Annotated in this window: 31 protein-coding genes (1 of these 31 running past the window's edge); 12 read left to right on the top strand and 19 right to left on the bottom strand. The window is 56.3% G+C overall.

Going from position 1 to position 26,976, the window contains the following annotated elements; all coding sequences use genetic code 11:
* Nucleotides 1–101 precede the first annotated feature (101 nt).
* Entirely contained in the window at nt 102–1,805 is a 1,704-nt protein-coding gene (locus ACZ1HV_RS15385) for a methyl-accepting chemotaxis protein (RefSeq protein ID WP_298812181.1), read from the top strand.
* 75 nt (nt 1,806–1,880) lie between these two features.
* Here ACZ1HV_RS15385 and coaA read toward each other — a convergent pair whose 3' ends face one another.
* Genes coaA through hisB form a run of 8 tightly spaced genes read right to left on the bottom strand, consistent with a single transcriptional unit; the run spans nt 1,881 to nt 6,835 of the window.
* Nucleotides 1,881–2,846 (bottom strand): type I pantothenate kinase, encoded by a 966-nt coding sequence (gene coaA, locus ACZ1HV_RS15380; RefSeq protein WP_298812179.1) that lies wholly within the window; start codon nt 2,844–2,846, stop codon nt 1,881–1,883.
* A gap of 45 nt (nt 2,847–2,891) precedes the next feature.
* Complete coding sequence (locus tag ACZ1HV_RS15375; protein WP_298812176.1) at nt 2,892–3,215, bottom strand: phosphoribosyl-ATP diphosphatase; 324 nt, start codon at nt 3,213–3,215, stop codon at nt 2,892–2,894.
* 23 nt (nt 3,216–3,238) lie between these two features.
* Nucleotides 3,239–4,018 carry an imidazole glycerol phosphate synthase subunit HisF gene (hisF, locus tag ACZ1HV_RS15370; protein WP_298964221.1) on the bottom strand — a complete coding sequence of 260 codons (780 nt, stop codon included), beginning with the start codon at nt 4,016–4,018 and terminating at the stop codon, nt 3,239–3,241.
* The gene (gene hisA, locus ACZ1HV_RS15365) at nt 4,015–4,758 is read right to left on the bottom strand and encodes a 1-(5-phosphoribosyl)-5-[(5-phosphoribosylamino)methylideneamino]imidazole-4-carboxamide isomerase (RefSeq protein ID WP_472715653.1); all 744 of its coding nucleotides are present in this window, start codon (nt 4,756–4,758) and stop codon (nt 4,015–4,017) included. Before hisA ends, hisF begins: the two co-directional genes overlap by 4 nt.
* A 5-nt stretch (nt 4,759–4,763) precedes the next feature.
* Complete coding sequence (locus ACZ1HV_RS15360) at nt 4,764–5,051, bottom strand: DUF1330 domain-containing protein (RefSeq protein WP_152499061.1); 288 nt, start codon at nt 5,049–5,051, stop codon at nt 4,764–4,766.
* A gap of 19 nt (nt 5,052–5,070) precedes the next feature.
* Nucleotides 5,071–5,724 (bottom strand): imidazole glycerol phosphate synthase subunit HisH, encoded by a 654-nt coding sequence (gene hisH, locus ACZ1HV_RS15355; RefSeq protein WP_472715652.1) that lies wholly within the window; start codon nt 5,722–5,724, stop codon nt 5,071–5,073.
* Nucleotides 5,721–6,227, bottom strand: a complete 507-nt coding sequence (locus ACZ1HV_RS15350) for a DUF2628 domain-containing protein (protein WP_472715651.1) — start codon at nt 6,225–6,227, stop codon at nt 5,721–5,723. Before ACZ1HV_RS15350 ends, hisH begins: the two co-directional genes overlap by 4 nt.
* Before the next feature lie 14 nt (nt 6,228–6,241).
* Entirely contained in the window at nt 6,242–6,835 is a 594-nt protein-coding gene (hisB, locus tag ACZ1HV_RS15345) for an imidazoleglycerol-phosphate dehydratase HisB (protein WP_298812160.1), read from the bottom strand.
* Between the two features lie 173 nt (nt 6,836–7,008).
* Between hisB and ACZ1HV_RS15340 the strand changes: the two genes are divergently transcribed.
* Nucleotides 7,009–7,857, top strand: a complete 849-nt coding sequence (locus ACZ1HV_RS15340) for an SDR family NAD(P)-dependent oxidoreductase (RefSeq protein ID WP_298812158.1) — start codon at nt 7,009–7,011, stop codon at nt 7,855–7,857.
* Between the two features lie 66 nt (nt 7,858–7,923).
* Nucleotides 7,924–8,652, top strand: coding sequence for an orotidine-5'-phosphate decarboxylase (gene pyrF, locus ACZ1HV_RS15335; protein WP_472715650.1), 729 nt, complete (start codon nt 7,924–7,926; stop codon nt 8,650–8,652).
* A 5-nt stretch (nt 8,653–8,657) separates the two neighbouring features.
* On the opposite strand, the gene ACZ1HV_RS15330 is transcribed toward pyrF, so the two are convergent.
* Nucleotides 8,658–9,743 (bottom strand): ornithine cyclodeaminase, encoded by a 1,086-nt coding sequence (locus ACZ1HV_RS15330; protein WP_298964205.1) that lies wholly within the window; start codon nt 9,741–9,743, stop codon nt 8,658–8,660.
* A gap of 8 nt (nt 9,744–9,751) precedes the next feature.
* Nucleotides 9,752–10,693 carry an arginase gene (gene rocF / locus ACZ1HV_RS15325; protein WP_472715649.1) on the bottom strand — a complete coding sequence of 314 codons (942 nt, stop codon included), beginning with the start codon at nt 10,691–10,693 and terminating at the stop codon, nt 9,752–9,754.
* Between the two features lie 131 nt (nt 10,694–10,824).
* Here rocF and ACZ1HV_RS15320 point away from each other — a divergent pair, with 131 nt between their 5' ends.
* Together ACZ1HV_RS15320 and ACZ1HV_RS15315 are read left to right on the top strand one after the other, a co-directional pair.
* Complete coding sequence (locus ACZ1HV_RS15320; protein WP_472715648.1) at nt 10,825–11,286, top strand: Lrp/AsnC family transcriptional regulator; 462 nt, start codon at nt 10,825–10,827, stop codon at nt 11,284–11,286.
* Nucleotides 11,287–11,395: 109 nt separating this feature from the next.
* Nucleotides 11,396–12,313 (top strand): methylated-DNA--[protein]-cysteine S-methyltransferase, encoded by a 918-nt coding sequence (locus tag ACZ1HV_RS15315; RefSeq protein ID WP_472715647.1) that lies wholly within the window; start codon nt 11,396–11,398, stop codon nt 12,311–12,313.
* A gap of 58 nt (nt 12,314–12,371) precedes the next feature.
* Here ACZ1HV_RS15315 and ACZ1HV_RS15310 read toward each other — a convergent pair whose 3' ends face one another.
* From ACZ1HV_RS15310 to trpA, 4 genes are all read right to left on the bottom strand, one after another.
* Entirely contained in the window at nt 12,372–13,634 is a 1,263-nt protein-coding gene (locus tag ACZ1HV_RS15310; protein ID WP_472715646.1) for a hypothetical protein, read from the bottom strand.
* Between the two features lie 36 nt (nt 13,635–13,670).
* Nucleotides 13,671–14,987 (bottom strand): bifunctional folylpolyglutamate synthase/dihydrofolate synthase, encoded by a 1,317-nt coding sequence (locus tag ACZ1HV_RS15305; RefSeq protein WP_298812141.1) that lies wholly within the window; start codon nt 14,985–14,987, stop codon nt 13,671–13,673.
* Nucleotides 14,988–15,124: 137 nt separating this feature from the next.
* Nucleotides 15,125–16,081: an acetyl-CoA carboxylase, carboxyltransferase subunit beta gene (gene accD, locus ACZ1HV_RS15300; RefSeq protein ID WP_298964193.1), complete on the bottom strand. Its 957-nt coding sequence runs from the start codon at nt 16,079–16,081 to the stop codon at nt 15,125–15,127.
* Nucleotides 16,082–16,160: 79 nt separating this feature from the next.
* A complete protein-coding gene (gene trpA / locus ACZ1HV_RS15295) occupies nt 16,161–16,994 on the bottom strand; it encodes a tryptophan synthase subunit alpha (protein WP_472715645.1) in 834 nt (277 codons plus the stop codon).
* Nucleotides 16,995–17,531: 537 nt separating this feature from the next.
* Between trpA and ACZ1HV_RS15290 the strand changes: the two genes are divergently transcribed.
* Nucleotides 17,532–17,738: a hypothetical protein gene (locus tag ACZ1HV_RS15290; protein WP_298812134.1), complete on the top strand. Its 207-nt coding sequence runs from the start codon at nt 17,532–17,534 to the stop codon at nt 17,736–17,738.
* A gap of 90 nt (nt 17,739–17,828) precedes the next feature.
* Here ACZ1HV_RS15290 and ACZ1HV_RS15285 read toward each other — a convergent pair whose 3' ends face one another.
* The 4 genes from ACZ1HV_RS15285 to ACZ1HV_RS15270 all read right to left on the bottom strand — a co-directional run bounded on the left by ACZ1HV_RS15285 (nt 17,829) and on the right by ACZ1HV_RS15270 (nt 21,141).
* Nucleotides 17,829–17,999: a DUF1127 domain-containing protein gene (locus ACZ1HV_RS15285; RefSeq protein ID WP_298812132.1), complete on the bottom strand. Its 171-nt coding sequence runs from the start codon at nt 17,997–17,999 to the stop codon at nt 17,829–17,831.
* Nucleotides 18,000–18,228: 229 nt separating this feature from the next.
* Nucleotides 18,229–19,434: a tryptophan synthase subunit beta gene (gene trpB / locus ACZ1HV_RS15280; RefSeq protein WP_472718456.1), complete on the bottom strand. Its 1,206-nt coding sequence runs from the start codon at nt 19,432–19,434 to the stop codon at nt 18,229–18,231.
* Between the two features lie 33 nt (nt 19,435–19,467).
* Nucleotides 19,468–20,112 carry a phosphoribosylanthranilate isomerase gene (locus ACZ1HV_RS15275; RefSeq protein WP_298812129.1) on the bottom strand — a complete coding sequence of 215 codons (645 nt, stop codon included), beginning with the start codon at nt 20,110–20,112 and terminating at the stop codon, nt 19,468–19,470.
* Between the two features lie 129 nt (nt 20,113–20,241).
* Entirely contained in the window at nt 20,242–21,141 is a 900-nt protein-coding gene (locus ACZ1HV_RS15270) for a LysR family transcriptional regulator (RefSeq protein ID WP_472715644.1), read from the bottom strand.
* 96 nt (nt 21,142–21,237) lie between these two features.
* Between ACZ1HV_RS15270 and ACZ1HV_RS15265 the strand changes: the two genes are divergently transcribed.
* Nucleotides 21,238–21,477 carry a hypothetical protein gene (locus ACZ1HV_RS15265; RefSeq protein ID WP_298966691.1) on the top strand — a complete coding sequence of 80 codons (240 nt, stop codon included), beginning with the start codon at nt 21,238–21,240 and terminating at the stop codon, nt 21,475–21,477.
* A gap of 17 nt (nt 21,478–21,494) precedes the next feature.
* Here the strand turns inward: ACZ1HV_RS15265 and ACZ1HV_RS15260 are convergent, their stop codons facing one another.
* Complete coding sequence (locus ACZ1HV_RS15260; protein WP_298812125.1) at nt 21,495–22,091, bottom strand: LysE family translocator; 597 nt, start codon at nt 22,089–22,091, stop codon at nt 21,495–21,497.
* A 106-nt stretch (nt 22,092–22,197) separates the two neighbouring features.
* On the opposite strand from ACZ1HV_RS15260, the gene ACZ1HV_RS15255 reads away from it, so the two are divergent.
* The 5 genes from ACZ1HV_RS15255 to ACZ1HV_RS15235 all read left to right on the top strand — a co-directional run.
* Nucleotides 22,198–23,607, top strand: a complete 1,410-nt coding sequence (locus tag ACZ1HV_RS15255) for an aminotransferase-like domain-containing protein (RefSeq protein ID WP_472715643.1) — start codon at nt 22,198–22,200, stop codon at nt 23,605–23,607.
* A 215-nt stretch (nt 23,608–23,822) separates the two neighbouring features.
* The gene (locus ACZ1HV_RS15250; RefSeq protein ID WP_472715642.1) at nt 23,823–24,599 is read left to right on the top strand and encodes an energy-coupling factor ABC transporter ATP-binding protein; all 777 of its coding nucleotides are present in this window, start codon (nt 23,823–23,825) and stop codon (nt 24,597–24,599) included.
* A gap of 5 nt (nt 24,600–24,604) precedes the next feature.
* Nucleotides 24,605–25,204, top strand: a complete 600-nt coding sequence (locus tag ACZ1HV_RS15245; RefSeq protein ID WP_472718455.1) for an energy-coupling factor transporter transmembrane component T family protein — start codon at nt 24,605–24,607, stop codon at nt 25,202–25,204.
* 144 nt (nt 25,205–25,348) lie between these two features.
* Nucleotides 25,349–25,903, top strand: a complete 555-nt coding sequence (locus ACZ1HV_RS15240; RefSeq protein ID WP_298966694.1) for a biotin transporter BioY — start codon at nt 25,349–25,351, stop codon at nt 25,901–25,903.
* Nucleotides 25,904–25,928: 25 nt separating this feature from the next.
* Nucleotides 25,929–26,976, top strand: partial view of an AMP-binding protein gene (locus ACZ1HV_RS15235; protein WP_472715641.1) — the 5' portion only. Its footprint extends 305 nt past the window's final position; the window shows 1,048 of its 1,353 coding nt (coding positions 1–1,048); it begins with the start codon at nt 25,929–25,931; the stop codon falls past the right edge of the window.

Below are 26,976 nucleotides of genomic sequence, written 5' to 3'. Positions count from 1 at the left end.
CGATAAAGCAAATTTTGATGCTTTTGTTGCACTGCAGTTAAGCAATTGGTCAAGTTTTGAATTGATTCTGTTTGTAATCCTACAAAAGGAATCAATTGATCATGTCCTTCTCTCGCTGGCCCATCACCTGGAAAATAAGTCTCCCCATCGCGACGATCCTGGTTTTTACAGTCGCAATCTGTGCAGTTAGCCTGAATAGCCTCTATTCAGCGATGTTCACCGAACGTCTCAAGAAAATCGAAGACCTTTCGGACAGCGCCGTCTCAATAGCAGCTCATTTTCATGAGCTCGAAAAAGCCGGTGACATGACACGCGAGGAAGCCCAGCTCGCCGCGAAAGCTGCCATCGGAGCAATCCGTTTTGAGGGCAACAATTACGTTTACGTTTACGACTATGACGGCACCAACCTTGTGCATCCGAAAACGTCGTTGAATGGCACCAATATGATTGACTTCAAGGACAAAACCGGGGTCAAGATTGTTGAAGAACTTATCGGCCACGCCAAAGCTGGTGGCGCTCCACTGCTTTACTATTGGCCGCGCGCGAACAGTGAAATCCCGATCGAAAAATACGGCTGGGGTGAAGGTTTTAACGCCTGGAACTGGATGGTTGGAACGGGCGTGTACATTGATGATCTGGATGCGGCTTATTGGAGCGCAGCAACCAAAATCATCACATTGGCATTGATCGGCGCTGCAATCGCTATCGCAATCGCCATGGTGGCCGTTCGTCAAACCGTCAGCCCGTTGCGCGCCTTGACGGCCAACATGGGGACCCTCGCAGAAGGCGATACGAACATTGTTGTCGAAGGCGCGGATCGCGGCGACGAAATCGGCAAGATGGCAACGGCCATGCAGGTCTTTGTTGCCAATGAGACCGAGCGCAAGGAACTTGAAATCCATCAGCATGAAGCTCGCGAGATCGCCGCAAGAACCGGTGAACAGGTCCGCGACCTCAGCCAGGATTTCGACAATCAGATCACCGGTCTGATGCAGACGATCGAAACCTCCGTGAACCGCCTCAAATCGGCTTCTGCCGACATGATGGTTGGTGCCGAGCAGACAACTGAAAAATCGACTGTTGTGTCCAGCTCTTCCACGCAGGCTTCCAGCAATGTGGAAACGGTTGCGGCTGCCGCAGAAGAACTGTCAGCATCGGTCAACGAAATCCGCCGTCAGGTCCAGTCTTCAAGCGAAATTGCCGCCAAGGCGGCTGAGGAAGCTGAAGCGACCAACGAGCGCATGCATGGTCTTTCAGAGGCTGCGGGCCGGATCGGCGAGGTTGTCACCCTCATTCAGGCAATTGCAGAGCAGACCAACCTGCTGGCGCTGAATGCGACGATTGAGGCTGCGCGCGCTGGTGAGGCAGGCAAAGGCTTCGCGGTTGTTGCCGCGGAAGTGAAAGAACTGGCGACACAGACGTCCAAGGCAACCGAAGAAATCTCCAGCCAGATCTCGGCGATCCAGGGTGAAACCGAACAGGCTGCCGGTGCGATCGGATCGGTGACTGAAATCATCAACAATATGAACGAGATTGCATCGTCCATCGCAGCAGCTGTCGATGAGCAGGGTGCGGCGACACAGGAAATCGCGGAAAACGCGCAGCAGGCCTCCCAAAGCTCGGTTGAGGTCAGCAGCACTATCCAGGGCGTTTCCGATGCAGCCGGCAACACCAAAGAAGCCGCTCAGACCGTCGACGTTGCAGCTGGAGACCTTGAGACCAATGCAAGCGATCTCCGTGCCAAGGTGACGTCGTTCCTCGACACTGTGCGCGAGCTGACCACGCAGCGGAATGAAGCTGCCTGACAAAACGTGTCTTGCTGAAACAAAAACACCCGCGGCTGAAACGGTCGCGGGTGTTTTTTTTGAAATCTGAAAAACCTAGACCTTGCGAAGGGCCACTTTCGATATGTGATGACTGGCATTCTTGCTCAGAATCAGATCGGCCCTCGGACGTGTTGGGAGAATGTTTTCGCGCAAGTTGACCAAGTTGATCTCGGTCCAGATCCGGTCACCGGTCGCCAGCGCTTCCTCGTCTGTTATGCGCGAGTACTTGTGGAAATAGGAACTTGGATCGCGGAATGCAGTCTCCCGAAGCCGCATGAAACGATCAACATACCATTTGCGCAAGAGATCCTCATCGGCGTCGATATAAACGGAAAAGTCGAAGAAATCGGACACGAACGGCACAGCTCTGCCGTCCTTAGGCAGTTCGCGTGTCTGCAATACGTTCAGACCCTCGACAATCAAGATGTCGGGACGATCCACCGTGACGGCGTGACCCGGCATGACATCGTAATAGAAGTGAGAATACACCGGTGCACGGACGTTGCGCTTGGCAGCCTTGATGTCTGAGAGGAACTTCAAAAGCCGCGGCCGGTCGAAGCTTTCAGGAAAGCCTTTTTTGCCCATCAGACCTTCGGATTCCAAAATGGCATTTGGAAACAGAAAGCCATCTGTGGTGATCAGGTCCACCTTGGGGCTTGCAGGCCATCTTGCAAGCAACTCTCGAAGCACGCGGGATGTTGTGGATTTGCCAACCGATACCGATCCAGCCACGCCGATGATAAACGGCGTCTTGTTCTCCCGGTGACCCAGAAACTCCTGCGTAGCCTGATGGATTCTGACGGTTGCCTCGGCATAAAAGGCAAGCAGCCGCGAAAGCGGCAGATAGATGGTTTCCACCTGCTCCATCGACACCGGCGCGTTCAGGCCTTGCAGCTGAGCAACCTCATGTTCGCTAAGCGTCATGGGTGTGTCAGCGCGCAACTTTGCCCACTGGCGCTCGGTGAACACCCGGTAAGGGGACAAATCCATGTCCAGGGCTGTTGCGACTTTCTGATCCATCGTCTTCGCAGTCCCTGCAGCGCGGCTTTCCGGCGTCTCCGGTGGCTATTCCCTAGGCCGCGATGCCTTCTCCTCAAGTCCTGTTTGGCCTGTTCGGCCGGCAAGTTCCGACATGACATCTTTCAGCGGAACTTCAGATACGTTCAAAACCACCAACAAATGATAAAGCAGATCGGCGGCTTCCGCCGTCAATTCCTTCCGATCTTCCTTGACGGCAGCAATGGCTGCCTCAACCGCTTCTTCCCCCAGTTTCTGGGCGCATTTGGCAACGCCCTTTCTGACCAGCTTCTGCGTATAGGACGTTTCATCGCTGCTCTTGGCACGGCTAGCGATAATGGCGTCAAGATCTTCCAAAGTGAAGTCGGTCATTGGGCTATGTCCTAAAGGCGAGGTCAGGCATCAAGGCGCATGGGGATGCCTGCATCGCTCATGTGCTGCTTGGCGTCGTGAATGGTGTGTTCGCCGAAATGGAAAATCGATGCTGCCAGTACGGCCGTGGCGTGTCCGTCCCGTATGCCCTCGACCATATGGTCCAGATTTCCGACACCTCCCGATGCAATGACGGGAACGCGCACTGCATCGGCAATCGCCCTGGTCAGGGCAATATTGTAACCGGCCTTGGTGCCATCGCGATCCATCGACGTGACCAGCAGTTCGCCCGCACCCAGTCCAACCACCTTCTTGGCGAACTCGACGGCATCGATCCCGGTTGGCGTGCGGCCTCCATGGGTGAAGATCTCGAATTTTTCTGGAGCGCCCGGTTCATTGACCTGCTTGGCATCGATAGACACAACGATGCACTGCGCACCGAATTTTTCGGCCGCCTCCCGTACGAAGTCGGGGTTCTTCACTGCTGCGGTGTTGATCGACACTTTGTCCGCGCCTGCAATAAGCAGTTTGCGGATGTCTTCCACTGTGCGTACGCCCCCGCCGACGGTCACGGGCATGAAGCAGGCTTCTGCGGTCCGACGGACAACGTCAAAAATCGTGTCGCGGCCCTCGTGGCTCGCGGTGATGTCGAGGAAACAGAGCTCGTCGGCGCCTGCCGCATCATAGGCTTTGGCGGCCTCAACCGGGTCACCGGCATCAATCAGGTCGACGAAATTGACGCCTTTGACGACGCGTCCGTCCTTGACGTCGAGGCACGGAATAACACGGGCTTTGAGGGTCATGATACTTTGCTCCGCTGTGCAAGGATCAGCGACATGGTTTCTGCCGGATCAAGCCTGCCGTCATACAGCGCCCGGCCGGAAATTGCCCCTTCCAGGATGGCGCAATCAGGTTTCAGCAGGCGATGAATGTCATCAATGGAGGCAAGACCTCCCGAGGCAATGACGGGGATGGAAACGGCCCGGGCCAATTCCAGAGTGGATGGAATGTTCAGGCCCTTCAGAACCCCGTCCCGATCGATATCCGTATAGATGATCGCCGATACACCGGCGTCTTCAAACCGTCTGGCAAGATCGACAGCGGTGAGCTCGGACGTTTCCGCCCAGCCTTCAACGGCAACATATCCGCCTTTGGCATCGATGCCGACAGCAATCTTTCCCGGGAACTTGCGGCAGGCTTCCTTGACAAGATCTGGGTCACGCACGGCAACGGTTCCCAAAATGACCCGCGTGATACCCTTTGAGAGCCAGGATTCGATGTGATCCAGCGTCCTGATTCCGCCACCAAGCTGCACCGGATTTGAAGTCGACGACAAGATGGCATCGACCGCCGCTCCGTTGACACTTTCACCGGCAAAGGCACCGTTGAGATCGACCACATGCAGCCATTCAAAGCCCTGGTCCTGGAATGACTTCGCCTGGGCGCCCGGATTGTCATTGAAAACGGTTGCCTGGTCCATGTCGCCAAGCTTCAATCGCACACATTGACCATCTTTCAAGTCGATGGCGGGAAACAGGATCATGCTACTTAAATTCCTTCCACGATGACGATTTCGCCATCGGCATATTGCTGACGGATTTTCACCGCTTCCTGATATTCGGGCGAGTTGTAGCAATCGACCGCATGCTGAAAGCTCGGAAACTCAATCACGACGTTTCGCGCCCTGCCCGGACCTTCGATCGCGTTTGTCGTACCACCGCGTGCAAGGAAGTTCGCACCAAAGCGCTCGAACGCAGGCTTCGCCGTTTCGACATACTTCGGATAGTTCTGCGCGTCGTGTACATCGACACGGGCAATCCAGTATCCCTTGCTCATGGGGTCCTCCAAGCGGTTGTCATGGTGTCCATTCCAGAAAATTCGCGATTAGGGCGAGGCCTAGCCGCTGGCTTTTTTCCGGGTGAAATTGGGTGCCGATCATGTTGTCCTTCGCCACCATTGCCGTAAAGCTGCCGGCATAATCAAAGCTCGCCAGGCAATCGGTCTTGTGGGTGCAGGCGAAGTGGTAAGAGTGGACGAAATAGGCATGCAGCCCGTCCGGCCCCGTCTCAATGCCGGCAAGGACGGGGTGCGCACCGTTAGCGACATTGATGGTGTTCCATCCCATGTGCGGTATCTTGAGGGACGGATCTGAAGGTTCCATCGCTGAAACGTCTCCCTCGACCCAGCCAAGGCCGTTGACGGTTTCGAATTCGAGGCCTCTTGCAGCCATCAACTGCATGCCGACACAAATGCCAAAAAACGGTTTGCCGTTTTGACGCACCGCTTCTTCAAGCGCCTCAGGCATACCGTCGACGGCCCACAGGCCGCGCTTGCAGTCCGCAAAGGCGCCGACGCCCGGAAGCACGATCCTGTCGGCTTTTCGGACGCGATCCGGATCTGAGGTCACAAAGACATCAGGCACGTGAGCGTGTGATCTTGCCGCGCGCTCAAATGACTTCTCGGCCGAACGAAGATTGCCCGAGCCATAATCGATAATTGCAATTGTCATTGACGGATCTCCGGACCGAGCGTCAGGCCGACCACACGTTCGCTGCCGACCCTTGGGACGATCGGGGCTGATGTGGGCGGGGTGCTCTGCGCGTCTCTTTGTTTTGTTTCCGGGGCCAGTTGATTTGCTGCCTTATGCAGGAAGCGCAACTCGGCCTCTGCGCGATTGACGCCGTCGACAATTCCGACCACACGCCAGCCTTTGCGTTCCAGCGACCAACGACGGAGTGCCTGCGCCTCGAAGCCGAAAAGAATCGAAACAACAAAGGCTGCGATGGCCGTCGCTTCAGGACTGACGGCGAGCGCCAGAAGTTCCACCATGAGTGCAATCCCGAGATAGCCGAGCAGCACCAGCCACATGCGATGTACCAGCATCCAGATGATCGAAAACAGAAAAGCCAGCGCTGAAAAACCGTCCGGGACGAAGGCAAGCCGGTCGCTCTGGAGCGGGTCACCCGCCAGATTGTCAAATTCCGGCGGCGCCATCACAACGTAAGTGCTCATGGGCTTGTCCCTGCCTAGCCGCCAAGCTGGCCCTTGGTTGTCGGTATCCTGTCCGCCTGTCGCGGGTCGATTTCCATAGCCTTGCGCAAGCTTCGCGCAACCGCTTTGAAGCAAGTTTCGGCAATATGGTGACAATTGGAACCATAAAGATTGGCGATATGAAGGGTGATGCCCGCATTCATGGTGAATGCGCGGAAAAACTCTTCAAATAATTCTGTATCGAAGTCGCCGACCTTGTCCCGGTCAAAGGCAACATCCCACACCAGGAAGGGCCGTCCGGAAACATCGAGCGCACAACGGGTGAGCGCCTCGTCCATTGCCAGATGGGTGTCCGCATAACGCGTGATGCCGGCCATGTCACCAAGGGCAGATGAAATCGCCTGCCCAAGCGCAATGCCTGTGTCTTCCACTGTATGGTGAAAATCGATGTGGGTGTCGCCTTCTGCGCGGACATGAATGTCGATCAGCGAATGGCGCGAGAGCTGCTCCAGCATATGATCGAAGAACCCGACGCCCGTCTTGACGTCGTATGCGCCAGTGCCGTCCAGATTGATTTCGACCGAGATGCGGGTCTCTTTGGTGTCGCGCGATATTTTCGCTGTGCGCATCGATTGCTGTCCTTGCTAAGGTGAGGAACGGGCGGTGTTGTAGCAGCCTGATGCGCCTAATGAAATAGCGACGTCGACATCGGACGTCGTCCCATGGGCCGACATAAAGGACGCGAAGACCAACCAGCCACAGGATTGCCGTTTGCAATTGGCCACTCACAAAGGAATTTGACATGTACAAGGAAGCGATATCCGAAGGTGGTCTTGCCGTGGTGACCGGCGCGGCAAGTGGGGTCGGTCTAGCTGCCGCGATCCGCTTTGCCGAGGCCGGACTTGGCGTGGTTTTGGCGGATTTACCTGGCGACAAACTCGACGCTGCGGCCGGAAAAGTGCGCGAAGCGGCGGGCTCCGGCGCAATTGTTGAAGCGGTTGCAACCGATGTGTCGGACACGAAACAGGTGGAAGCGCTTGCGGATAAGGCATTCGAGCTCGGTTCGGTAGCGGTCCTCATGAACAATGCCGGCATCGGTCGCCCGACCGGAGCTTGGGACCGGATGGAAAACTGGACGCAGATGATGGATATCAATTTTTTTGGTGTTCTGCGCGGTGTTCAGGCCTTCACACAACGTATGATCGACGCTGGAAGGCCTGCGGTCATCATCAATACAGGTTCCAAGCAAGGCATCACGACGCCGCCTGGCAATCCGGGCTATAATGTCACCAAGGCAGCGGTCAAGGTGCTCAGCGAACAGCTGGCGCATGAACTGCGTGAAAAGGGGGCGCCGATTTCCGTGCACTTGTTCGTTCCCGGTTTCACCTATACCGGAATGATCGCCGCTTTCATTCCCCAAAAGCCAGACGCGGCCTGGACGAGCGAGCAAACGGTCGACTATTTCATCGAGAGAATGTCGGCAGGAGATTTCTATGTCCTTTGTCCTGACAATGATGTCGACAGTGTTCGCGACAGACGGCGTGCGCAGTGGGCTATTGGCGATATCGTTGAAAATCGGCCACCCTTGAGCCGCTGGCACGCGGACTACAAGCAGGCGTTTTCCGAATTTGAGAAAGACGGCAAGGACTGACGGTGGCACAAGAAAGCCGGTGGTGCTAAGCACAAGATGCCCACCAGTCAGATGAGGATACCGCCGATGCCAACCAGCCCCTTTGCCCCGACTTCCGCACTCGATCGTCTGATGTTGCCGGTTGATGTTCCAACCGTCAGTGAAGCTGAAGAGCTGGTGAAGAAAACGGAAGGCAAAGTCGGTGTCTATAAGATCGGCATGGAGCTTCAGTTCGCCGGTGGCCTTGAGTTTGCCCGCGATCTGGCCGCTGACGGCAAAAAGATTTTCCTCGACGTCAAACTGCACGACATCGACAACACGATTGAAAAGGCTGTCCGAAACGTTGCCAAGATGGGCGTGACCTTCATGACGTTGCATGGATATCCGAAGACCATGCGTGCGGCCGTGAAGGGATTGCAGGCCGAAGGTAACCCCAATCTTTGTCTTCTCGGGGTCACCGTTCTGACGTCGATGGATGAAGAAGATCTCGTTGCAGCGGGATATCGCGGTCCGCTTGCCGAGGTCGTGGAGACCCGGGCACGCGATGCGCGCGCAGCAGGCATGGGAGGCATCGTCTGTGCCGCGACTGAAGCGGACAAGATGCGGACGATCCTAGGTGGCCAGCTTGTCATTGTCACACCCGGCATCCGGCCTGCCGGCAGCGCGGCAGGGGATCAGCGCCGGGTTATGACCCCGGCAGAGGCCATTCGCGCGGGCAGCGACTACCTGGTTGTCGGCCGTCCGATCAGCAAGGCCGAGGACCCGGGCGCAGCCGCCGACGCCGTAGTACGGGAAATTGAAAGCGCGCTCGGCTGATCTGCTCAGGCGGCCTGATTGTCGCCATTGGCGCTGGAGCGCAACACCATCCCATAGAGGTCGCGCGGGTCATCCGGATCTGCAAGCAGGTCCAGTTTTTCAAAATGGCCTGTCTGAGGCAGCATGTCGCGCACATAGCGCAGTGCTGCGAAGTCCTCTATCGCAAACCCGACGCTGTCGAACAAAGTGATCTGATCCTTGCCTGTTCGACCTTCCGCCTTGCCGGCAAAGACCTGCCAGAGCTCGGTCACCGGATGATCGGCGTCAAGTTGCTGCAATTCGCCTTCAATCCGGGTTTGTTCAGGAAACTCGACGAAAATGTCCGAGCGCAACAGGATGTCCTTGTGGAGCTCGGTTTTTCCCGGACAATCGCCGCCGATCGCGTTGATGTGCACGCCTGAGCCGACCATGTTGTCCGTCAGGATCGTCGCATAGCGCTTGTCGGCAGTAACCGTTGTAATGATTTCAGCACCTTCGATCGCGTCTTCGGGCGTCTTGCAGATGGTGACGTTGAGCCCGGAATTGGCGAGGTTGCGCGCAAGCCGGATGCTGGCGCTATGGTCAATGTCATAAGCACGGATCTCTGTGATCCCGAGCATTTCCTTGAATGCAAGGCATTGAAAATCGGACTGTGCACCATTTCCGATCACGGCCATGGTTGTCGATCCCTCAGGCGCGAGATATTTGGCCGCCAAGGCTGAATTGGCAGCTGTGCGCAGTGCGGTCAGAATGGTCATTTCGGTAAAGAGCACGGGATAGCCCGTTGCCAGATCGGACAGCACACCGAAACCGGTCACGGTCTGCAGTCCCTCACGCATGTTGCCGGGGTGGCCGTTGACATATTTGAAGCCAAAGGTCTTGCCGTCGCTTGTCGGCATCAACTCAACCACACCCTCAGGCGCGTGCGCGGGAATGCGCGGCTTCTTGTCGAAGCTTTCCCAGCGCAGGAAATCATCTTCGATGTATTCAGCCAGCTCACGCATGAAGGTTTCGACGCCAATGGACCGCACGTTGCGCATCATGTTGTCGACGCTGACAAACGGAACAAAGGCGAGATCCGACGGAGACAGATTATTGGTGTTGTTGGTCATTGTGTCCTCTAGAAGCTTCTGGTCGGACGGTCGAAGACACGGCGTCCGAAAAGACTGCCGGTCAGTTCGACCATCAGACGCGCGGTTTTTCCGCGTTCATCCAGAAATGGGTTGAGTTCGACAAGGTCGAGCGAGCTGACAAGTCCGCTGTCATGAAGCATTTCCATGACAAGATGCGCCTCGCGGAACGTGGTGCCGCCAGGCACGGTGGTTCCAACCGCCGGTGCGATATCCGGATCCAGGAAGTCCACGTCAAGGCTGACATGAAGCAATCCGTTCGCCGCCCGGACGCGGTTCAAAAAGGGTCTCAGCAGCCCGGCAATGCCGTCCTCATCAATCTGGCGCATATCCCGAACGCCAACGCCATGATCAAGAAGTTGCCTGCGCTCGGCATCATCGATGGAACGGACACCCAGGATCTCAACATTCTTCGGGTCGACCGGGTGCTGCAACGGGTTGCCGAGAAGAGCATCGAATCCAGGCAATCCGCAGACAAATGCAAGCGGTGTACCGTGCAGATTGCCGCTGGCGGTGGTCTCAAAGGTGTGAAAATCAGAATGGGCGTCGAGCCAGAGCACGAACAGCGGGCGTCCGAGCCGTTCTGCAGCTCGAGCCTGTCCGGAAACCGTTCCCGCCGCCATGGCATGGTCGCCGCCAAGATAAATCGGCACGACGGGGTCTTCGCCGAGCTGAGCGGCCTTTTGGTGAAGCGTGCGGGTCCAGCCGGCATAGGCCGGGAAATTTTTCAGCAAGGGATTGGGCGGTGCCAGATTGCCAACGTCGACCGGTTTCAGATTGCCGTGATCGGTGACCGAGTGTCCGAGATCTTCCAGTGTTTCCGCCAGTCCGGCAGTCCGATAGGCGTCCGGTCCCATCAGACAGCCTCTTTGTCCGGCGCCCTCGTCCACCGGCGCGCCAACAAGGGCAATCTGTTTTCCGACAACGTCCACGTCATTCTCCGCCTGAATCCGCAATGCCTTGAAAGTGTGCGCGTACGCCGCGGCGGAGTAAATCCGGCAACTTGATCAAATGTGCGGTAAGAATTATCATTATGATAAGTATGACTAACCAGAATGATGCAATGGATGATCTTGATTTTCGCCTAGTCTCACAATTACGGCATGATGGACGCCGTTCGGTGTCCGATTTGGCAAGTGATTTGAAAGTATCCCGGGCAACCGTGCGTGCACGCATGGAGAAACTAATCGACTCCGGAGAGATACTCGGCTTCACGGCGGTTTTGCGCGACGACTGGCGAGATCTGCCGATCAGGGCTTTGACCCTGGTCGTGGTCGACGGGCACAACACTGAACCGGTTTCCAGAGCCCTGGGCGCCATGACGGAAGTTCGAGCTATTCACTCCACCAACGGCAAGTGGGATCTGGTTCTGGAAATCGCGACGCGGGACCTGGCAGCTTTTGATGATGCATTGAACCGCATTCGCCTGATCGAGGGCATCACGGGCACGGAAACCAATCTACTGCTATCGACCAGAAAGGGTCCGGCTGCATCTGCAAGTGAGTTCAGGGACGTTCTGGGGTGATGGTCGCTGCCGTCCAAATCATCGCCTGAACCGGCTCGCAAATCGGGTCGCGTTGGTCCCGTTGGCTCGTTAGGATCAACGCAGACTGAAAAGAGCTGATGGACCTGACATGACCAAAGCACTCGACCTTACGAGCCTGACTTCCGATCCGACACCGATCTGCGTTGGTGCGGAAGCCGCTGAACATTATGAAATCGTCCGCAAAACCTTGAAGCGTATTACCGAAGACTGGCGTGAGCAGCCAACACTTGAGCAGTTGGCAGGAGAGGCAGGGCTTCAACCCATCCAGTTGCAAAGAGTGTTTTCCAGATGGGCAGGATTGACGCCAAAACAGTTCTTGCAGGCGATAACCCTGGATCACGCAAAAGCTCTCCTGCGCGACAGCGCCAGCGTCCTGGATACGTCCTACGAAGTTGGCCTCTCCGGCTCGTCCCGGCTGCACGACCTCTTTGTCACGCATGAGGCAATGACGCCCGGTGATTACCGCAACAGGGGCGCGGGGCTGAAAATAGCCTACGGGTTTCATCCTTCGCCGTTCGGGCAGGTTCTCGTCATGGCGACGGACAAGGGGCTTGCCGGTCTTGGATTTGCCGATCCGGGCGGCGAAGAAGAAGCCCTGGCGGACATGTGTGAGCGCTGGCCGGCTGCGCAATTTGTTGCAGATCAGAATGCGACCGCAATGTATGCGGATCGCGTATTCGACCCAGACAAGTGGCAACAAGACCAACCCTTGAACGTCGTCATGATCGGAACCGATTTTGAAATTCGGGTCTGGCAGACATTGCTCAGAATTCCGATGGGTCAGGCGACGACCTATTCCGATATTGCCGCTTCAATCGGCAAACCGAAAGCCTCACGGGCCGTTGGCACGGCGGTTGGCCGCAATCCGATTTCCTTTGTCGTGCCCTGTCACCGGGTGCTTGCCAAGGGTGGCAAACTGGGCGGCTACCACTGGGGCCTCACCCGCAAACGGGCGATCCTGGGCTGGGAAAGCGGCCTTTCAGGACCGGTTCTGGAGTGTGTTTAGGGACGTTTGCCCGATCAGCAACGTTAGGGCTTCGATCTAGGAGCCAATGTTCCCTCGTTTAGTGCACGGGCCCATTCGGCATCGGATAGTCACCAGTGATCGCCCAGCCGAACGAAGTGATCCTTTCAGCCGCCATTGGCGTCAGTTCACCCGTTATCAGGAAATCGACGCCAGATGGAGGGAAAGGCAATTGGCCGAGCCCTGTGTGAATTGCCGAAAACGTCTGTGCCACGGTCTGCGTCCAGGCGACTTCGTCGAGCGGCAGAACGATTGCTGCCAGGCCGTCGCGGCGGATGGCAACCGGGATGTTTGAAACTTCCCTGATCTGACCCAGACCTGAGATTTCACGATTGTAGGTTTCCAAAAGGACGATGCGGCGCAGCTGGAAATAGGCAATGTCACGGCTTTCGGCATCCGCAGCTTTCGCCGCGACCAGATCCAGGTCCTGAACACCCGGCATGGCCTGAAGCTGGTAAGCAATCGCGGCCTTTTCGGAGATCGTATAAAATGGGTTGGCAGCAATTCTGGAAATCGTCTGTTCGCTGATACCGGCATTGCGCAGTGCTGCTGCGGTCCGGTCTTCCAGTTCGGAAGGGGAGCTGTCTATGATGAGCGTGCGCAGATTGTCGGCCTGGCGTGCGGCCGACACGACCAGACCGCCCGGCAGCAATGCCGTAATCGCACTGACTGTCCAGTTGCCCGCCGTTGTAACGCTCGCGGTCTCGTCCAGCTTTTCAGAAAGTGGCCGGTAGAAAGTATAGGGATCGACGCCAAGCTCAACAGCAAGTTCGCGGCGTTCGCGAGCCTGCCCGGTTATGGCTTTTGCCAATTCGGCGGGAGATCCGCCCTTGCCGGTAACGGCTGATTCCACACCTTTGGTCAGTCGGCCGAACATCCGGCCCACGCCGGAAACTGTGTTTTTGGCGGTCCCTACCGGGTCGGTCACCGTGTTTTCGACGAACTCAACCGGCTTCATCGCGGCTTGTTTCAATCCATCGACGAAGCTGGCATCATTTTTCAGACCTTCCAGGGCGACCAGAACCTTGAGCTCGGAGAGTCGAAGTTTCAAAAGGCCGTCGCCTTCAATCCGTTCAACACCAAGGTCTGTCTGCAGCTGATAGATGCGCAGGAAGCCATCACTTCGTACCGGTGCGAGAACCGCATAGCCAGGCCCAAGTTGCTTGCCGTCCAGAACGACGGCCGGGCCCTGCTCTGGTGGCGTTTCATATTGCTCGCTCAATGACAGGGCCGGTCCCGCCAACAGTGCGGCTCCAAGCAACACACCGGCAAAACGGGTGGGAATGCTGATCGGGCGTTTCATCCGGCTGATCTCCTGATTGCCTTGGCCGAAAAGCTCTCAGTCCGGCGCCATTCCGTTGCGCGCCAGAGCTTCACCGGCCAGATAAAGCGAACCGCAAATCAAAATCCTGGGCGCTTCGCCATCCTGTTGCGCACAAGCTGCCACATCCGCAAGGGCCGCGTCCAGCGATTGGAACGGTGTCGCCTCAAGTCCGGCGCAACGGGCAAGGTCTGCAAGATCCTCTGGAGTTCTTCCGGTCGACGTTGTTGAAATCGGCACAGTGCCCACGTGACGCACCAGCCCGTGAAACGGCCTGAAGTACCCGACCGGATCTTTGGTCGTCAGCATACCGGCTATCAGATAGAGCGGGCGCGGAGAGCGTTCTTCCTGCTCGCCCATGAATTGGGCGACGGAGATACCGGCACCTGGATTGTGACCGCCGTCGATCCAGACTTCGGCGCCGTCCGGGCACATTTCGAGTAAAGCGCCGTGGGTCAGCGGTTGTAGGCGTCCGGGCCAGTTCACGCTTTTGAGCCCATCGGCAACTGTTGCTTCTTCAGGCAGAAGATGAGCCACTTTCAGCGCCGCGATGGCAAGGGCCGCATTTTCAAACTGGTGTCGTCCACTGAGCATGGGAAGCGGCAAGTCGATCAAGCCTTCCTCATCCTGAAATGCCATGCGCCCCTGGTCGTCTTGTGCGACAAAGTCCTGACCAAAAACCTGGATGGGTGCGCGGTTGCGTGCGGCTTGTCGTGTAATTTCAGGCAGGGCTGTGTCTTCTTGCGCTGCGCAGATGACAGGCACGCCGTGCTTGATGATGCCGGCCTTCTCCCGGGCGATGACCGCCAGATCGTTGCCAAGGAATTTCTCATGGTCCATGGAAACTGGCGTGATGATCGAGACCAGGGGCTCGTCAACCACATTGGTTGCGTCGAGACGACCGCCCAGCCCGACTTCCAGCAATAAAATGTCTGCCGGTTGTTCAGCAAACAGCAGCAGCGCTGCTGCGGTGGTGATTTCGAAAAAGGTTATTTCAGCGCCTGCATTGGCTTCTTCGCAGCGGTGAAGCGCGTCGAAAAGCAATGGGTCTGAGACGAACTCTCCATCGCGTCCCAGTCGGATGCGCTCATTGAACGAGACCAGATGCGGTGAAGTGTAGACGTGGCACCGTTTCCCGGAAGCTTCCAGGATAGCCCGCATCGTCGCCGTCACGGATCCTTTGCCGTTGGTACCGGCAATATGAATTGCCGGAGGCAAGCGATGCTCCGGGTGATCGAGGGCTGCCAGCAGCCTGTGCATCCGCCCAAGCGAAAGATCGATTTCTTTGGGGTGCAGCGCCAGAAGGCGGTCCAGAATTTTTGTGATTTGATCCAAGGCGCCCTCCGCAGGGTCCTGTCATCCGTTACAGCGTCTGTTACGCCTTTAGGATATGGCTGCCCGCGAGACAAGCGAACAGCCCGGAAATGTCGTGAATTGCCGCATTCGCGACATTTTACGGAAAAAATACGCGCCTATGTGGACGCTTCGGCTTCCTTGGCAGGGTCTTCAGCTGTCTTTTCAGCTTTGTCTTCGGTTTCCTGCATGGGCTCTTTGGGTGCTTCCAGGCGGGGCAGCTCAACTTCGCGTTTCATGAGGATGCCGCAGACACGAGCAATAGTGTCTTTCATCTCCTGTCTCGGCACGACCATATCGATCATGCCATGATCAAGGAGATATTCGGCGGTTTGAAAATCTTCCGGAAGTTTTTCGCGCACTGTCTGCTCGATCACGCGGCGGCCGGCAAAGCCGATCTGAGCACCCGGCTCTGCGATATGAATATCGCCAAGCATTGCGTAAGATGCTGAAACACCACCCGTTGTCGGGTTTGTCAGTACGACGATGTAAGGCAAGCCCGCTTCACGCAGCATCTGCACGCCGACTGTCGTGCGCGGCATCTGCATCAGTGACAGAATGCCTTCCTGCATCCGCGCCCCACCGGAAGCGACAAACATCACAAACGGTGTCTTGTCCTCAACGGCTTTCATCATGCCTGCAAGGATGGCCTCACCGACAGCCATGCCGAGCGATCCGCCAACAAAGGTAAAGTCCTGCACGGCAGCTGTCATGGCCATGCCGTTGACATTGCCCTGCGCTACATGCACCGCCTCGTTCTCGCCCGTCTTGGAGCGGGCGTCCTTCATGCGATCCGTATAGCGTTTGCTGTCACGGAATTTCAAAGGGTCCGCCTGAACCTCCGGCGACTCGACGGGCGTATGGTTTCCGCCGTCGAAAAACGAATCAAGCCGTTTGCGCGCAGGCATGCGCATGTGATGACCGGAATTCGGAATCACCCACAGATTGGCCTCCAAATCCCGGTGAAAGACCATCTCCCCGGTTTCCGGACATTTGATCCAAAGGTTCTCCGGAACTTCACGTTTTTTCCAAAGATCCCGGATCTTGGGGCGTACAATAGAATTGATCCAGTTCACGTCAGGCGCGTCCCAATACTCGAGTTACCCATGGCGGAGATATGGGGTCCGCCGCAATTCCTTCAATTCACGTCGGCCGTCAGGCCTGACGGGCTCTGGCACAACCGGCGGCCAGATCGCTGACCACGTCCGATACCGCCTGAACGGTTTTGTCGGTGGCTTTACCGGCTTCATCCAGGCTGTCGCGAATGGCATTGACCAGAACCGAGCCGACGACGACACCGTCTGCGTCCTTGCCGATGACGGCGGCCTGATCGGCTGTCTTGACGCCAAAACCAACGGCAACCGGCAACTCCGTATGACCTTTGATGCGGTTGACTGCCGTGGTCACCCGGCCGGTATCTGCAATGTTGGCACCGGTAATCCCAGTCACCGAGACGTAATAGACGAAACCGGAGGTATTGGCCAGAACAGCCGGAAGGCGCTTGTCATCTGTTGTTGGCGTGGCAAGGCGAATGAAGTTGAGACCGGCTTCAAGGGCCGGGATGCAAAGTTCATCGTCCGCTTCTGCAGGTATGTCGACAATGATGAAGCCGTCTACGCCGGCTTCCTTGGCAACGTGCACGAATTTTTTGGGATCGCGCACATAGATGGGGTTGAAGTACCCCATCAGAATGATCGGCGTATCCTGATCCTGCTTTCGGAAAGTCCGCACCATGTCCAGTGTCTTGTCCATGGTATGTCCGGCAGCAAGTGCGCGCTGATTGCCCAGCTGGATTGGAATGCCCTCTGCCATCGGGTCGGAGAAGGGCATGCCCAACTCGATCACATCGGCCCCGGCGGCAGGGAGTGCGTTGAGAACGGCTTGCGACGTTTCAAGATCCGGATCTCCAGCAGTAATAAAGGTGACGAGTGCCGGTCTTCCGGCCTCTGCACAAGCTTTAAAACGGCGATCGATGCGCGTTTCCGTCATTCACTGCTACCCTTTTTTCGCCAGACCATATCGCACAGGCCTTGTCATCTGAGCGATGTACGGGCGCAGCGTACGGTATGTCAATCTATTGTGCAGGAATTCGGATTGGTTTTGAAACCTTCGGCGCTGGTTGGCCGTATTCTCTACTTGCTTGGGTAATCAATCAAACCAATGGCGCGAAACTCGCTATCAGCACGATAGACGTGCTCACTGCGTATGCCCCTTGCTCTTGCGGCACGCTGGCACGGCCCACCCGTGCCGCGAAAAACCGTCGAAAGCGGCGCAGCTGAAGGTGCACTCAAAAGGATAGCCTGCAAAACACTCATCTCACACCGGAGGAACCAAATTCAAAAACCAATCGCAACGAGATACTTATGAGATTTTTGCACCGCAGCAATAGCACTGGCTGCAGGTCAGACTTGCTAAAAATGCATGGCTGGATTGTCAGGGGCGCATCAATTGCCTCTGGAAATATGCACTCCGTGCGTCTATTTTATAGGAAATAGAAAGCCATCGAAGAAAAATAAGGAGCTGAAAATGGCCCATTCCCTATTTGAACCAGCACCGAAACCGCTGGCTGAGCGGTTCTGGAGACGCGTCATAGAACTCAACCTCAACGGGTCGCAGCAAACTGATACGACGTCACAAACAGCGCCAGAATTGACCGCACAGGTCAATTCGCTGGACGCTCGTGGGAGGCAGCAGTTTCTTCAGGCTGCTTTTGCGAGCAAACCCATCAAATGAAAAGCCGTGCGCTGATGAACAGGCGCACGGCTTTTTCAACTTTCGATTTCGGCAACCAAACCGTTTTGCTGCTCCGTCCGCCAACGATTGTTATCGCTTGTTGAAATACTTACCGAATGCGTGACTCGCGATATCGCTGCGCTCAAGTCCGAGGTCGGCGAGCTGAGCCGTATTCATGCGGTTCAAACGTTCAATTTCGTTTGCCGTGCGGTGTGCGGCGCGAACATCGCGAACAAAACCGCTAATCATGTCGAATGCCATTGGTGTGTTCCTTCAAAAGGGATCGGATGAGGTGTCGTGCACGGTTTTTCTTTGCACATAATTTAGTCGCGCTATTTTTGCGGACAACGCACAAGTTTGCATTGCAGCAATGCCGAATTTGCTGGGCAGGTTAACAAAACTTGGGAACAGAGCGGCCGGGAGTGAAATCGAAAAAGCCGCGCCATGACCAGACGCGGCTTTTCTGAAAACTGTTGCGAACGGATGGGCTTTAAAGGTCGAACCCAAGCATCTGGCCGACGGCGAAGACATCCTTGTCGCCGCGTCCGCAAAGGTTCATGACGATTATCTGGTCTTTGTCCATCTGAGGTGCCAGCTTGGTGACATGTGCCAAGGCGTGCGACGGCTCGAGTGCCGGGATAATGCCTTCAACACGCGTCAGAAGCTGAAAGGCTTCCAGGGCTTCGTTGTCCATGACCGGGACATATTCGACGCGGCCGATGTCTTTCAGCCAGGAATGCTCCGGTCCGATGCCCGGATAATCGAGCCCGGCCGAAATGGAATGCCCTTCCAGGATTTGCCCGTCATCGTCCTGAAGCAAAAATGTTCGGTTGCCGTGCAGAACGCCCGGTTTGCCGGCAGTCAAAGAGGCGCAGTGCTCATCGCCTTCCAGTCCGTGCCCACCTGCTTCCACTCCGAAGAGTTTGACGTCCTTGTCATCCAGGAACGGATGGAAGAGGCCGATGGCGTTTGACCCGCCGCCGACAGCGGCAACAAGCGCGTCCGGGAGCCGGCCTTCGGCCTCAACGATCTGTTCGCGCAATTCTTTACCGATCACCGATTGGAAGTCGCGCACCATTTCCGGATAAGGATGTGGCCCGGCAGCCGTTCCGATCAGATAATAAGTGTCGTCGACATTGGTGACCCAGTCGCGCAGAGCTTCGTTCATCGCATCTTTCAGCGTGCCGGCACCGGCCGTCACCGGAACGATTTCTGCACCAAGCAGCTTCATTCGGAAAACGTTGGGCTTTTGCCGTTCCACATCGGTCTTGCCCATGTAGACCACGCACGGCAATCCAAAGCGTGCACAGACGGTGGCGGTTGCAACACCGTGCTGCCCGGCGCCCGTTTCCGCGATGATTCTGGTTTTACCCATGCGCTTGGCGAGCAGGATCTGGCCAAGACAATTGTTGATCTTGTGAGATCCGGTGTGGTTCAGCTCATCGCGCTTGAAATAGATCTTGGCACCGCCGAGTTCTTCGGTCAGGCGCTCGGCAAAATAGAGCGGTGACGGCCGGCCGGTATAATGCGTGTTCAGGGATTCGATTTCGGCATGAAATGCCGCGTCGTTTTTCGCGTCCTTGTAGTGCTGCTCCAGATCAAGGATCAGCGGCATCAGGGTTTCGGCCACATAACGGCCTCCGAAAATTCCAAAATGTCCGCGATCGTCCGGACCGGTCCGGATGCTGTTCGCCATGTCGTTCACGCGTATTCTCCTTCGTCCGGCAGGTCAGGCCGCTTTGACCGCTGCCATAAATGCGCGAATTAGATTGCTGTCCTTGACGCCTTTGTCCCTCTCGACACCCGAAGAGACATCGACTTCCTTTACGCCACTCACGCGGATCGCCTCGGCGACATTGTCCGCATTCAATCCCCCCGAAAGCATGAAGGGCTTCTTCAGGTCAAGATCTTTGAGCAGCGACCAGTCATAAGAAACACCGTTTCCGCCCGGCAGGTCCGATCCTTTCGGTGGTTTGGCATCAAAAAGGATACGGTCTGCAACGACCGAATAATACAAGGCCTTTTCCAGATCTTCCTTCGCGGCGACCGACACCGCTTTCATAACGCCCGTTCCGTGCATCACCTTGGCTGCAGCACATGCTTCGGGTGCTTCACTGCCGTGGAACTGGAATGTGTCGGGCGCGACAAGTTCCTTGATCCTGGAGAGGCCGTCCAGGTCCATATCCACCGTCACAGCCACGATTTCAGCGCGGCCACGTGCCATGTCGGCCAGCCTGCAGGCATCGCTCAGGGAAACGTGGCGAGGGCTCTTTGGAAAGAACATCAATCCGACCATGTCTGCGCCGGCGTCCAGCGCGGCTTCCATGGTTTCTTCGGTCGACAGGCCGCAAATTTTTACTTTGATATCCGACATGGGATTGAGGTATCGCCGCTGCAGCGCGGTTTGTCAAAAGAGGAATTTGCGTTTCACTTTTTCACAATGTGGCAGCTTCGGCGAACCCTTCGGCAGGTTGTGTTACACCTCTTCGGCGATAAACGTCCGCTAAGGCATCCCGTCTCGTTTCAGCTCGCCAGCAACCCAGTCCCGAAATAGCCTGACTTTGCGGCTGGTCCGGTTGATCGGCGGGTAGCTCAAGAACCAGCTTTCGGCCTCCACACGGCAGGTCAGTTCAAATGGCTGGATCAGCTGGCCGGTCTCTATGGCATTTTTGCAAAAATAAGGCGTCAGAATAGCCACGCCCTGACCCGCAATTGCCCTGTTTGCTTCCAGGGCCTGAGAACCCATGCGCGAGTTCGGATAGCTGCTGAGATCCACATCCGGAATGCCTGCTGCGGCAAACCAGATATCCCACCATGGGTCCTGTGGGTCCACGAGCGGTAGTTTTAAAAGGTCTTCGGGCTGTTTGATACCTCCAATCGTTTCCGCAAGCACAGGGCTCAGCATGGGAGTGAAGGTCGCCTTGACGACTTCGTGCGCGATCCAGTCCTTCGGAGGTGCCTTGCACGCGGACACAACGACGTCAGAACTATCGAAACGAGGATGCGCGTCAGGGCCATAGGGCAGAATGCGCACGGCAATGTCAGGGTTTTGCATCTGAAAATGAACCAGACGATTGGACAGCCAGTTCACAGCGAAGGTGGTGTTGCTGGAAACGACGAGCTGGCCGGCATTCTTGTCTGTTACATCTTCAAAGGCCTGCCTCAGTGAGGTAAATGAATCGACGACCTTGGATGCAAGCTCAGCGCCATGCTCTGTAAGTTCGATCCGGCGCGTCTTTCGGGTAAAGAGCTGAAAACCGAGCCTGTCTTCCAGTAGCCGGATCTGATAGCTGACGGCCGCCTGCGTCATGCCAAGTTCCTCGCCTGCCTTGGTAAAGCTCAGGTGTCGGCTTGCGGCTTCAAATGCGCGGATCGCGGATAATGGTGGCAGAGTATTTGACATGCATAAGTCTTCCTTATGCATACTTATCGAGATTTCGTTGGTAACACAAGTATACCGGGCCGATATGTAACTTCCTAAGATCAAGGAGTTACGGAGATGTCAGAGAGCATTCGGTGTGAAGTCGATGAGGCGCTGGTTGATAGACGTGCCCCAAGTCTCATAAAGAGGTTTTTTGCAATATTATTGAAGCGGCGGTCTAACCGTCGCCCCAAACGCATTGTACCAGGCGATTTGTCGCCTGCCCTGATGCGCGACATCGGGCTCAGCGATACCAAGTTTGAAGCTGCTTCCATGCATGAGAAGTGGCGCTTGGAAATGGACCTGCAGTCGAAATGACTGCGGGTCCAGTAATTTCAAAGCAGAAGAGCCCACGCGGTTGCGGCCAGCATGCCGGCAGCCATGACAATTGTGATGATGCGCATCATCGGTCCCTCTCCAATCACAGCTAGAATGGAAACGCCGACAAGCGCCCAAAGCGAGTGAAAAACCAGGCCGCCCAGTGAAAATCCAACCAGCAGAATCAAGGCATTCTCGTGAATGCCAAGACCGTTTCCAGCGAGGAATGTCGAGAAGGCAACAAGGTTCATTGCCCAGGTTTTCGGACTGAGCGGGTGGATCAAAAGACCCTCCCAGAAGCTTGGCAGGGCAACTTCTCCCTTCGGCTTGATCGAGAGGGAGACAATGCGCCATGCAAGATAGGTCATGTAGGTCATGCTCAGGACTTTGAACACGGTAACAATGGTTCCGCCGCCTGCCATGACATGTCCGAGCCCATAGGCCACGCTGAGTTTCAGTGGCCAGGCACCGACAATAGACGCAAGGATTACGGGAAAGGCAGTCCGATACCCCGCTGACGCGCCGATAGCCAGGAAAGTCAGATTGCCGGGGCCAGGCGTGCCGGTCATGACGATGATGAAGACAGCAAAGGCAAGAAGTGTCGCGGGGTCCATTTTTGTCTCCAGTCATTGTACCGGTAGAATAGATACAATTGATACAAAGCAACGAAGACTCTAACTGTCTTGAAAAATTGTATGCGTCAATGATAACATTGTTCTCATGACAATGTGGATCCCGAACATCGAGGCCGCCGAAGGTCCCATTTATCTTGCGATTGCCGACGCCCTTGAAGACGACATCCAGTCTGGAACATTAGCTCAAGGTGACCGGTTGCCTCCGCAGCGGGAGCTCGCTTATCAGCTGGGTGTTACGCTCGGAACGATCACGCGTGCATACGGTGAAGCTGAACGCCGCCGTCTGGTGAAGGGAGAAACCGGCCGCGGAACCTATGTGGCCTCGGAGACGCAAAAAGTCTCTCCGCTTGTTCCGCAAGAGGATGAGCCTGAGGCCTGTGATCTTGCCCGAAACTTTGCTTTTCCGCACCTGAATCCCAGCCTTTCCGAAGGTCTGGTGCGCATGGCGAAAACGAATGGCATCGACCGCTTGAACGGATTTGTGCCTTCTGAAGGTCTGAGGGCGCATCGGGAAACCGGCGTTTTGGTGTTCAAGGACTATGGGCTTGAGGCCGATCCTGCTCGCGTGGCGGTGACTTGTGGTGCCCAGCACGGAATTCAGGTGACTTGTCAGGCCCTCTTCAGAACCGGGGATGCGGTTGCCGTCGACCGGTTTACCTACCCTTCGATCTTCAGTTCGCTCTCAGGCCTTGGGTTGAAAGCCGTCCCGCTTCCTGCGCTCCGGCGAGAAGACGGCGGGTTTGGTGCCATGGATCCCGAAGCATTGGCAATCGCCGCCAAGTCTCATGGCGTCAAAGGCGTTTTCCTGATGCCCAACATGCAGAACCCGACGACACACACCATGTCGACCACAGAGCGTGAGGATCTGGTGCGTGTGGCACGTGAATATGATCTCAAGATTGTCGAAGACGATCCCTATACCCCTTTCCTGCCTGAAACGTTGCCGTCATTCGGTGCTCTTGCACCTGAATTGACGGCTTCGATTGCAAGTATTTCCAAGGTCTGTTCACCGGGAAGCAGGATCGGTTTTGTTCATGTGCCAGCGTCCTTTGGAGACAGCATCCGCAACAAGATTGGTGAAAGCACGTGGATGGCGTCGCCCATAACGGCGGAGCTGATCGCAGGTTGGGTCCGTGAAGGACTGTTGTTCAAGACGCTGCGCCTGAAGCGAAAGGCCAACAGGAGCAGGTACCTGAACGCACGCGAAATTCTTGCACCTCATTTCCTTCAGAGCAATGTCGACAAGGTGTTCGGTTGGTTGCGTCTGCCGGATCAGGTCGACCCGGACGCCTTGCAGGCAGCTCTGGGCCATCAGGGAGTTTCCGTTTTGTCGTCCCGCTATTTCCAGGTGAAGGATTATGAACCGGCTCCTTATGTGCGCCTCACTTTCGGGTCCGAACCTTCTGACGACCGCTTTGTCTGGGCATTGAAGCGCATCAGGGCAACCATCAATCAATTGGCTGATTTGCCTGAGTTGACGCGTCCGGTCGGCTAATTGCCGGTGCAGCTTCTACAGCGTTGTGGCGTAGCGTTCGCGTGACTGAACCTTGTGCGCAAGTCGGTGAAATGGTGAATGCCCAAATAGCCGATTTGCCGCATCATCTGCGCCACGTAATATGAGGCGTCTTTGACATAAAAGAGTTTCCGGTCGATAAGCGGCGCCAGACTAAGGGATAGACCCTGAAAGCGGCCGATCAGCGGCGAGGTGATATGGCGTTCTGGCCCAGGAAAAGCAAACAAAATGAAACGCGTGTCTGTGATCCGGACGCCAAGCCGTTTGCTGCCTTTGAAAACGTCGGCCTGGAAATCGCTGAACGGTCAGTCCTGAGTGGCTTGACACTGCGTCTCACCGAAGATCGCATCGGCGTAATCGGTTTGAACGGCTCCGGAAAAAGCACTTTCGTGAGGCTCCTGAATGGGTTGCGCACCCCCAGCAGCGGCGAACTTTCGCTATTCGGTGTTCCGGCAACACTTGCCGAACCAGAGCTGCCGCGACATGTGGGTTTCGTGTTTCAAAATCCGGATCATCAAGCGATCTTCCCGACCGTTGAGGAAGAGATTGCCTTCGGTCTCACGCAGCTTGGATCCGACAAAGATGAAAGCCGCAGTCGGGCGCGAGCCTTTCTTGCGACCCATGGGTGCGAAGCGCTGGCTGACAGACCGATTTCGGAACTCTCGGAGGGTCAGAAACAGCTGATTTGCATTCTTGCAGTGCTGGTTATGGAGCCTCGGCTTCTGGTGCTCGACGAGCCAATGACGAGCCTCGATGCTCTTGCGACCAGTCGCATTCGATCAATGTTGATGTCGTTGCCTCAAAAGATCGTCCTTGTCAGCCATGATCTCAGTCACTTTGAAGGCTTTGACAGGATCTTCTGGCTTGAGGAAGGTCGCTTGCGTATGGACGGGCCGCCGCATGAAGTGCTTGCAGCTTATCGCGCCGATCTTGACATCAAATTGAACAACAAATTGGAGCTTGTGGCGCTGTGATCGCGATGCAAATCCCTGGTGACACCTGGGCGCATCGTCTCCCGGCAGGTCTGAAACTGGTGGCGGTCGCCGTTGCCAGTATCCTGTTGTTTCAGGTGACATCTTTCTGGATCCTCCTGCCGTGTCTGGCTGCCGTGATCTCTCTTTATGCCAGTTTGGGTCGACAAGGTCTGGCCCAGCTGAAGCTCTTGCGCGGGTTGTCGGTACTTCTGGCATGCCTGTTGGCGCTACACTGGCTGTCTGGAACGCTCCTGGAAGGACTTGCCATCATTTTGCGGCTCATCATCATGATCCTTGCTGCGAATTTCGTGTCTGTCACGACGCGTATGGACGACATGATGGCAGCCGTGCAACCGCTGTTCAGGCCGTTGGAATGGCTTGGGATTTCATCGCGCAAACCTGCGCTTGGGGTTACCCTCGTCCTTCGTTTCACACCTCACATGCTGCAAGTCTTTTCAATGTTGCAGGAGGCTTATCGGGCGAGAACGGGATCTTCCGGCTCCTGGCGGCTGTTGGCACCATTCGCCATACAATCGCTTCGCATGTCCGATCATGTGGCCGAGGCGTTAAAGGCACGCGGCGGCTCGAACGGACTGACAAGATAGTTGGGCCTCAAGGGTGGACGGGTCTGGCATCCCGGCCGAAACTGAGGTATCCGGCGCCCGACACAACATCGTTGGACGGAACGGCTCATATCAAAGCGTTCTGTGGCAACAAAAGAGACAAGACACTCAAGAGGAATGAACGATATGGCTGACCGGTCTTTGGTCCACGTTGCTTTCTATGCCGCTCTCATTGCAGCGCTCGGCCTGTTGCCGCCGGTGGCCATACCGTTTCTGAGCGGCGTCCCGATCACCGCGCAGACGCTCGGTGTCATGCTGGCCGGTGTCATGCTTGGTCCGGTTCGAGGCGCCCTGGCAGTGCTTCTGTTTCTTTTCATCGTCGCCTTGGGCGCGCCCTTGCTGGCCGGTGGCAGAGGCGGTCTGGGCGTGTTCTTTTCGCCATCTGTCGGCTTTCTGGTTGGCTGGCCGGTAGGCGCATTTGTTGCCGGATGGATCATGCGCGCAACCGGACGGTTGAATGTGCTCACGTCTTCTGCGATTGCTGCGGCAATCGGGGGAATTGTCGTGGTTTACGCCTTCGGCATTCCAGGACTTGCTTATAAAGCTGGGCTGTCGCTTGCAGAAGCAGCGGTAGGAAGCGCTGTCTTCATTCCAGGAGACTTGTTGAAGGTCGCCGTCACGGCACTTGTGGCTGAGACCATTTCAAGAGGCCTGCCGGCAGCCTTCCTTTCCAGAACTTAGGGCGCAATGCGATCGGACCGCTTGGATGACCTTTGTTGGCGACCGGCTTGAAGCATTTGCAGCGGCGAGACCCGCAGACACCGCGCTGAAATGCGGTCCGGTCTCTCTCACGTGGCTGGAATTCTTCGACCGGGTTCAAACAGCGGCATCGGCGATTTGCGAAGAAACGTGCCCGGGCGCAAGGATTGCGTTTGCTCTGACCGATCCGATGTCGTTGCTCATTGGCTTCTTTGCGTCATCGCGCACTGGCCGTGTGGCGCTGATTGTCGATCCGGAGTGGCCGGACAGTTTGATGAAGACTGTTTTGGAGGAACTGAGCCCGGGTCTTTTCATCCAGTGCGGCTCGCAATTGTTTAAAACCGTCGACAGCCAACGTGCAGATGTATCGCCTGAAGAAGGGGCTCTCTTTTTTGCGGGCTTTACCTCTGGCAGCAGTGGTATGCCGAAGGGATACGTTCGCACACATAGGTCTTGGCTCAAGAGTTTCGAGCTATCGGATCGCGAATTCAGCAACGCCCCGAATGATAGGATCGTCATTGCGGGTGGCCTGACCCATTCGCTGCATCTTTATGGTGCCGTCTGTGGATTGTCAGGCGGCCACCAGGTCGTTCTAATGGAGCGCTTTGATCCAAAAGAACTTTTTGCCGAACTGAACCGTGCAAAGGACGGATCAGTCCTTTATGCAACGCCAACTCAGCTTCACTATTTGGGGGAAGTGGCCAGGCGCACTGGTCCTGTTGATACGGTCCGGCAGGTTTTGGCCAGTGGCGCGAAATGGCAGGATGGACAGCGGGCCGCAATGGCCGAAGTCTTTCCGGCTGCCAGTTTAATGGAATTTTACGGAGCGTCCGAAACGAGTTTCATTACAGTATCGCGGCCATGCGATGATGTACCTGCGGGTTCGGTCGGCCGGGCAGCACACGGGGTGCAAATTGCAATTGGCGACCCGGCGCATCCCTTGCCAAGTGGCACGGCCGGTGAGATCTGGGTCAAAAGCGAACTGCTTTTTGCTGGATACATATGTGGTCAATCGACGGAAACACGCTGGCATGAAGGATGGCTGACTGTTGGTG

The sequence above is a fragment of the Roseibium sp. JB4-4 genome, from assembly GCF_055693425.1.
Note: the sequence above shows the minus strand (reverse complement) of the source record. Positions and strands in the feature narration are given on the sequence as shown.

Coding starts and splice junctions, on each gene's coding strand:
- ACZ1HV_RS15240 (WP_298966694.1), top strand. CDS start 25,349: ATGGCTGACCGGTCTTTGGTCCACGTTGCTTTCTATGCCGCTCTCATT.
- ACZ1HV_RS15260 (WP_298812125.1), bottom strand. CDS start 22,091: ATGGACCCCGCGACACTTCTTGCCTTTGCTGTCTTCATCATCGTCATG.
- ACZ1HV_RS15360 (WP_152499061.1), bottom strand. CDS start 5,051: ATGAGCAAGGGATACTGGATTGCCCGTGTCGATGTACACGACGCGCAG.
- pyrF (WP_472715650.1), top strand. CDS start 7,924: ATGCCAACCAGCCCCTTTGCCCCGACTTCCGCACTCGATCGTCTGATG.
- ACZ1HV_RS15285 (WP_298812132.1), bottom strand. CDS start 17,999: ATGGCATTCGACATGATTAGCGGTTTTGTTCGCGATGTTCGCGCCGCA.
- ACZ1HV_RS15290 (WP_298812134.1), top strand. CDS start 17,532: ATGGCCCATTCCCTATTTGAACCAGCACCGAAACCGCTGGCTGAGCGG.
- trpA (WP_472715645.1), bottom strand. CDS start 16,994: ATGACGGAAACGCGCATCGATCGCCGTTTTAAAGCTTGTGCAGAGGCC.
- hisB (WP_298812160.1), bottom strand. CDS start 6,835: ATGCGCACAGCGAAAATATCGCGCGACACCAAAGAGACCCGCATCTCG.
- ACZ1HV_RS15310 (WP_472715646.1), bottom strand. CDS start 13,634: ATGAAACGCCCGATCAGCATTCCCACCCGTTTTGCCGGTGTGTTGCTT.
- trpB (WP_472718456.1), bottom strand. CDS start 19,434: ATGGCGAACAGCATCCGGACCGGTCCGGACGATCGCGGACATTTTGGA.
- ACZ1HV_RS15255 (WP_472715643.1), top strand. CDS start 22,198: ATGACAATGTGGATCCCGAACATCGAGGCCGCCGAAGGTCCCATTTAT.
- hisH (WP_472715652.1), bottom strand. CDS start 5,724: ATGACAATTGCAATTATCGATTATGGCTCGGGCAATCTTCGTTCGGCC.
- ACZ1HV_RS15350 (WP_472715651.1), bottom strand. CDS start 6,227: ATGAGCACTTACGTTGTGATGGCGCCGCCGGAATTTGACAATCTGGCG.
- ACZ1HV_RS15320 (WP_472715648.1), top strand. CDS start 10,825: ATGGATGATCTTGATTTTCGCCTAGTCTCACAATTACGGCATGATGGA.
- coaA (WP_298812179.1), bottom strand. CDS start 2,846: ATGGATCAGAAAGTCGCAACAGCCCTGGACATGGATTTGTCCCCTTAC.
- ACZ1HV_RS15275 (WP_298812129.1), bottom strand. CDS start 20,112: ATGTCGGATATCAAAGTAAAAATTTGCGGCCTGTCGACCGAAGAAACC.
- ACZ1HV_RS15270 (WP_472715644.1), bottom strand. CDS start 21,141: ATGTCAAATACTCTGCCACCATTATCCGCGATCCGCGCATTTGAAGCC.
- ACZ1HV_RS15330 (WP_298964205.1), bottom strand. CDS start 9,743: ATGACCAACAACACCAATAATCTGTCTCCGTCGGATCTCGCCTTTGTT.
- ACZ1HV_RS15250 (WP_472715642.1), top strand. CDS start 23,823: ATGGCGTTCTGGCCCAGGAAAAGCAAACAAAATGAAACGCGTGTCTGT.
- ACZ1HV_RS15265 (WP_298966691.1), top strand. CDS start 21,238: ATGTCAGAGAGCATTCGGTGTGAAGTCGATGAGGCGCTGGTTGATAGA.
- ACZ1HV_RS15375 (WP_298812176.1), bottom strand. CDS start 3,215: ATGACCGACTTCACTTTGGAAGATCTTGACGCCATTATCGCTAGCCGT.
- ACZ1HV_RS15315 (WP_472715647.1), top strand. CDS start 11,396: ATGACCAAAGCACTCGACCTTACGAGCCTGACTTCCGATCCGACACCG.
- ACZ1HV_RS15245 (WP_472718455.1), top strand. CDS start 24,605: ATGCAAATCCCTGGTGACACCTGGGCGCATCGTCTCCCGGCAGGTCTG.
- hisA (WP_472715653.1), bottom strand. CDS start 4,758: ATGATCCTGTTTCCCGCCATCGACTTGAAAGATGGTCAATGTGTGCGA.
- ACZ1HV_RS15340 (WP_298812158.1), top strand. CDS start 7,009: ATGTACAAGGAAGCGATATCCGAAGGTGGTCTTGCCGTGGTGACCGGC.
- hisF (WP_298964221.1), bottom strand. CDS start 4,018: ATGACCCTCAAAGCCCGTGTTATTCCGTGCCTCGACGTCAAGGACGGA.
- ACZ1HV_RS15385 (WP_298812181.1), top strand. CDS start 102: ATGTCCTTCTCTCGCTGGCCCATCACCTGGAAAATAAGTCTCCCCATC.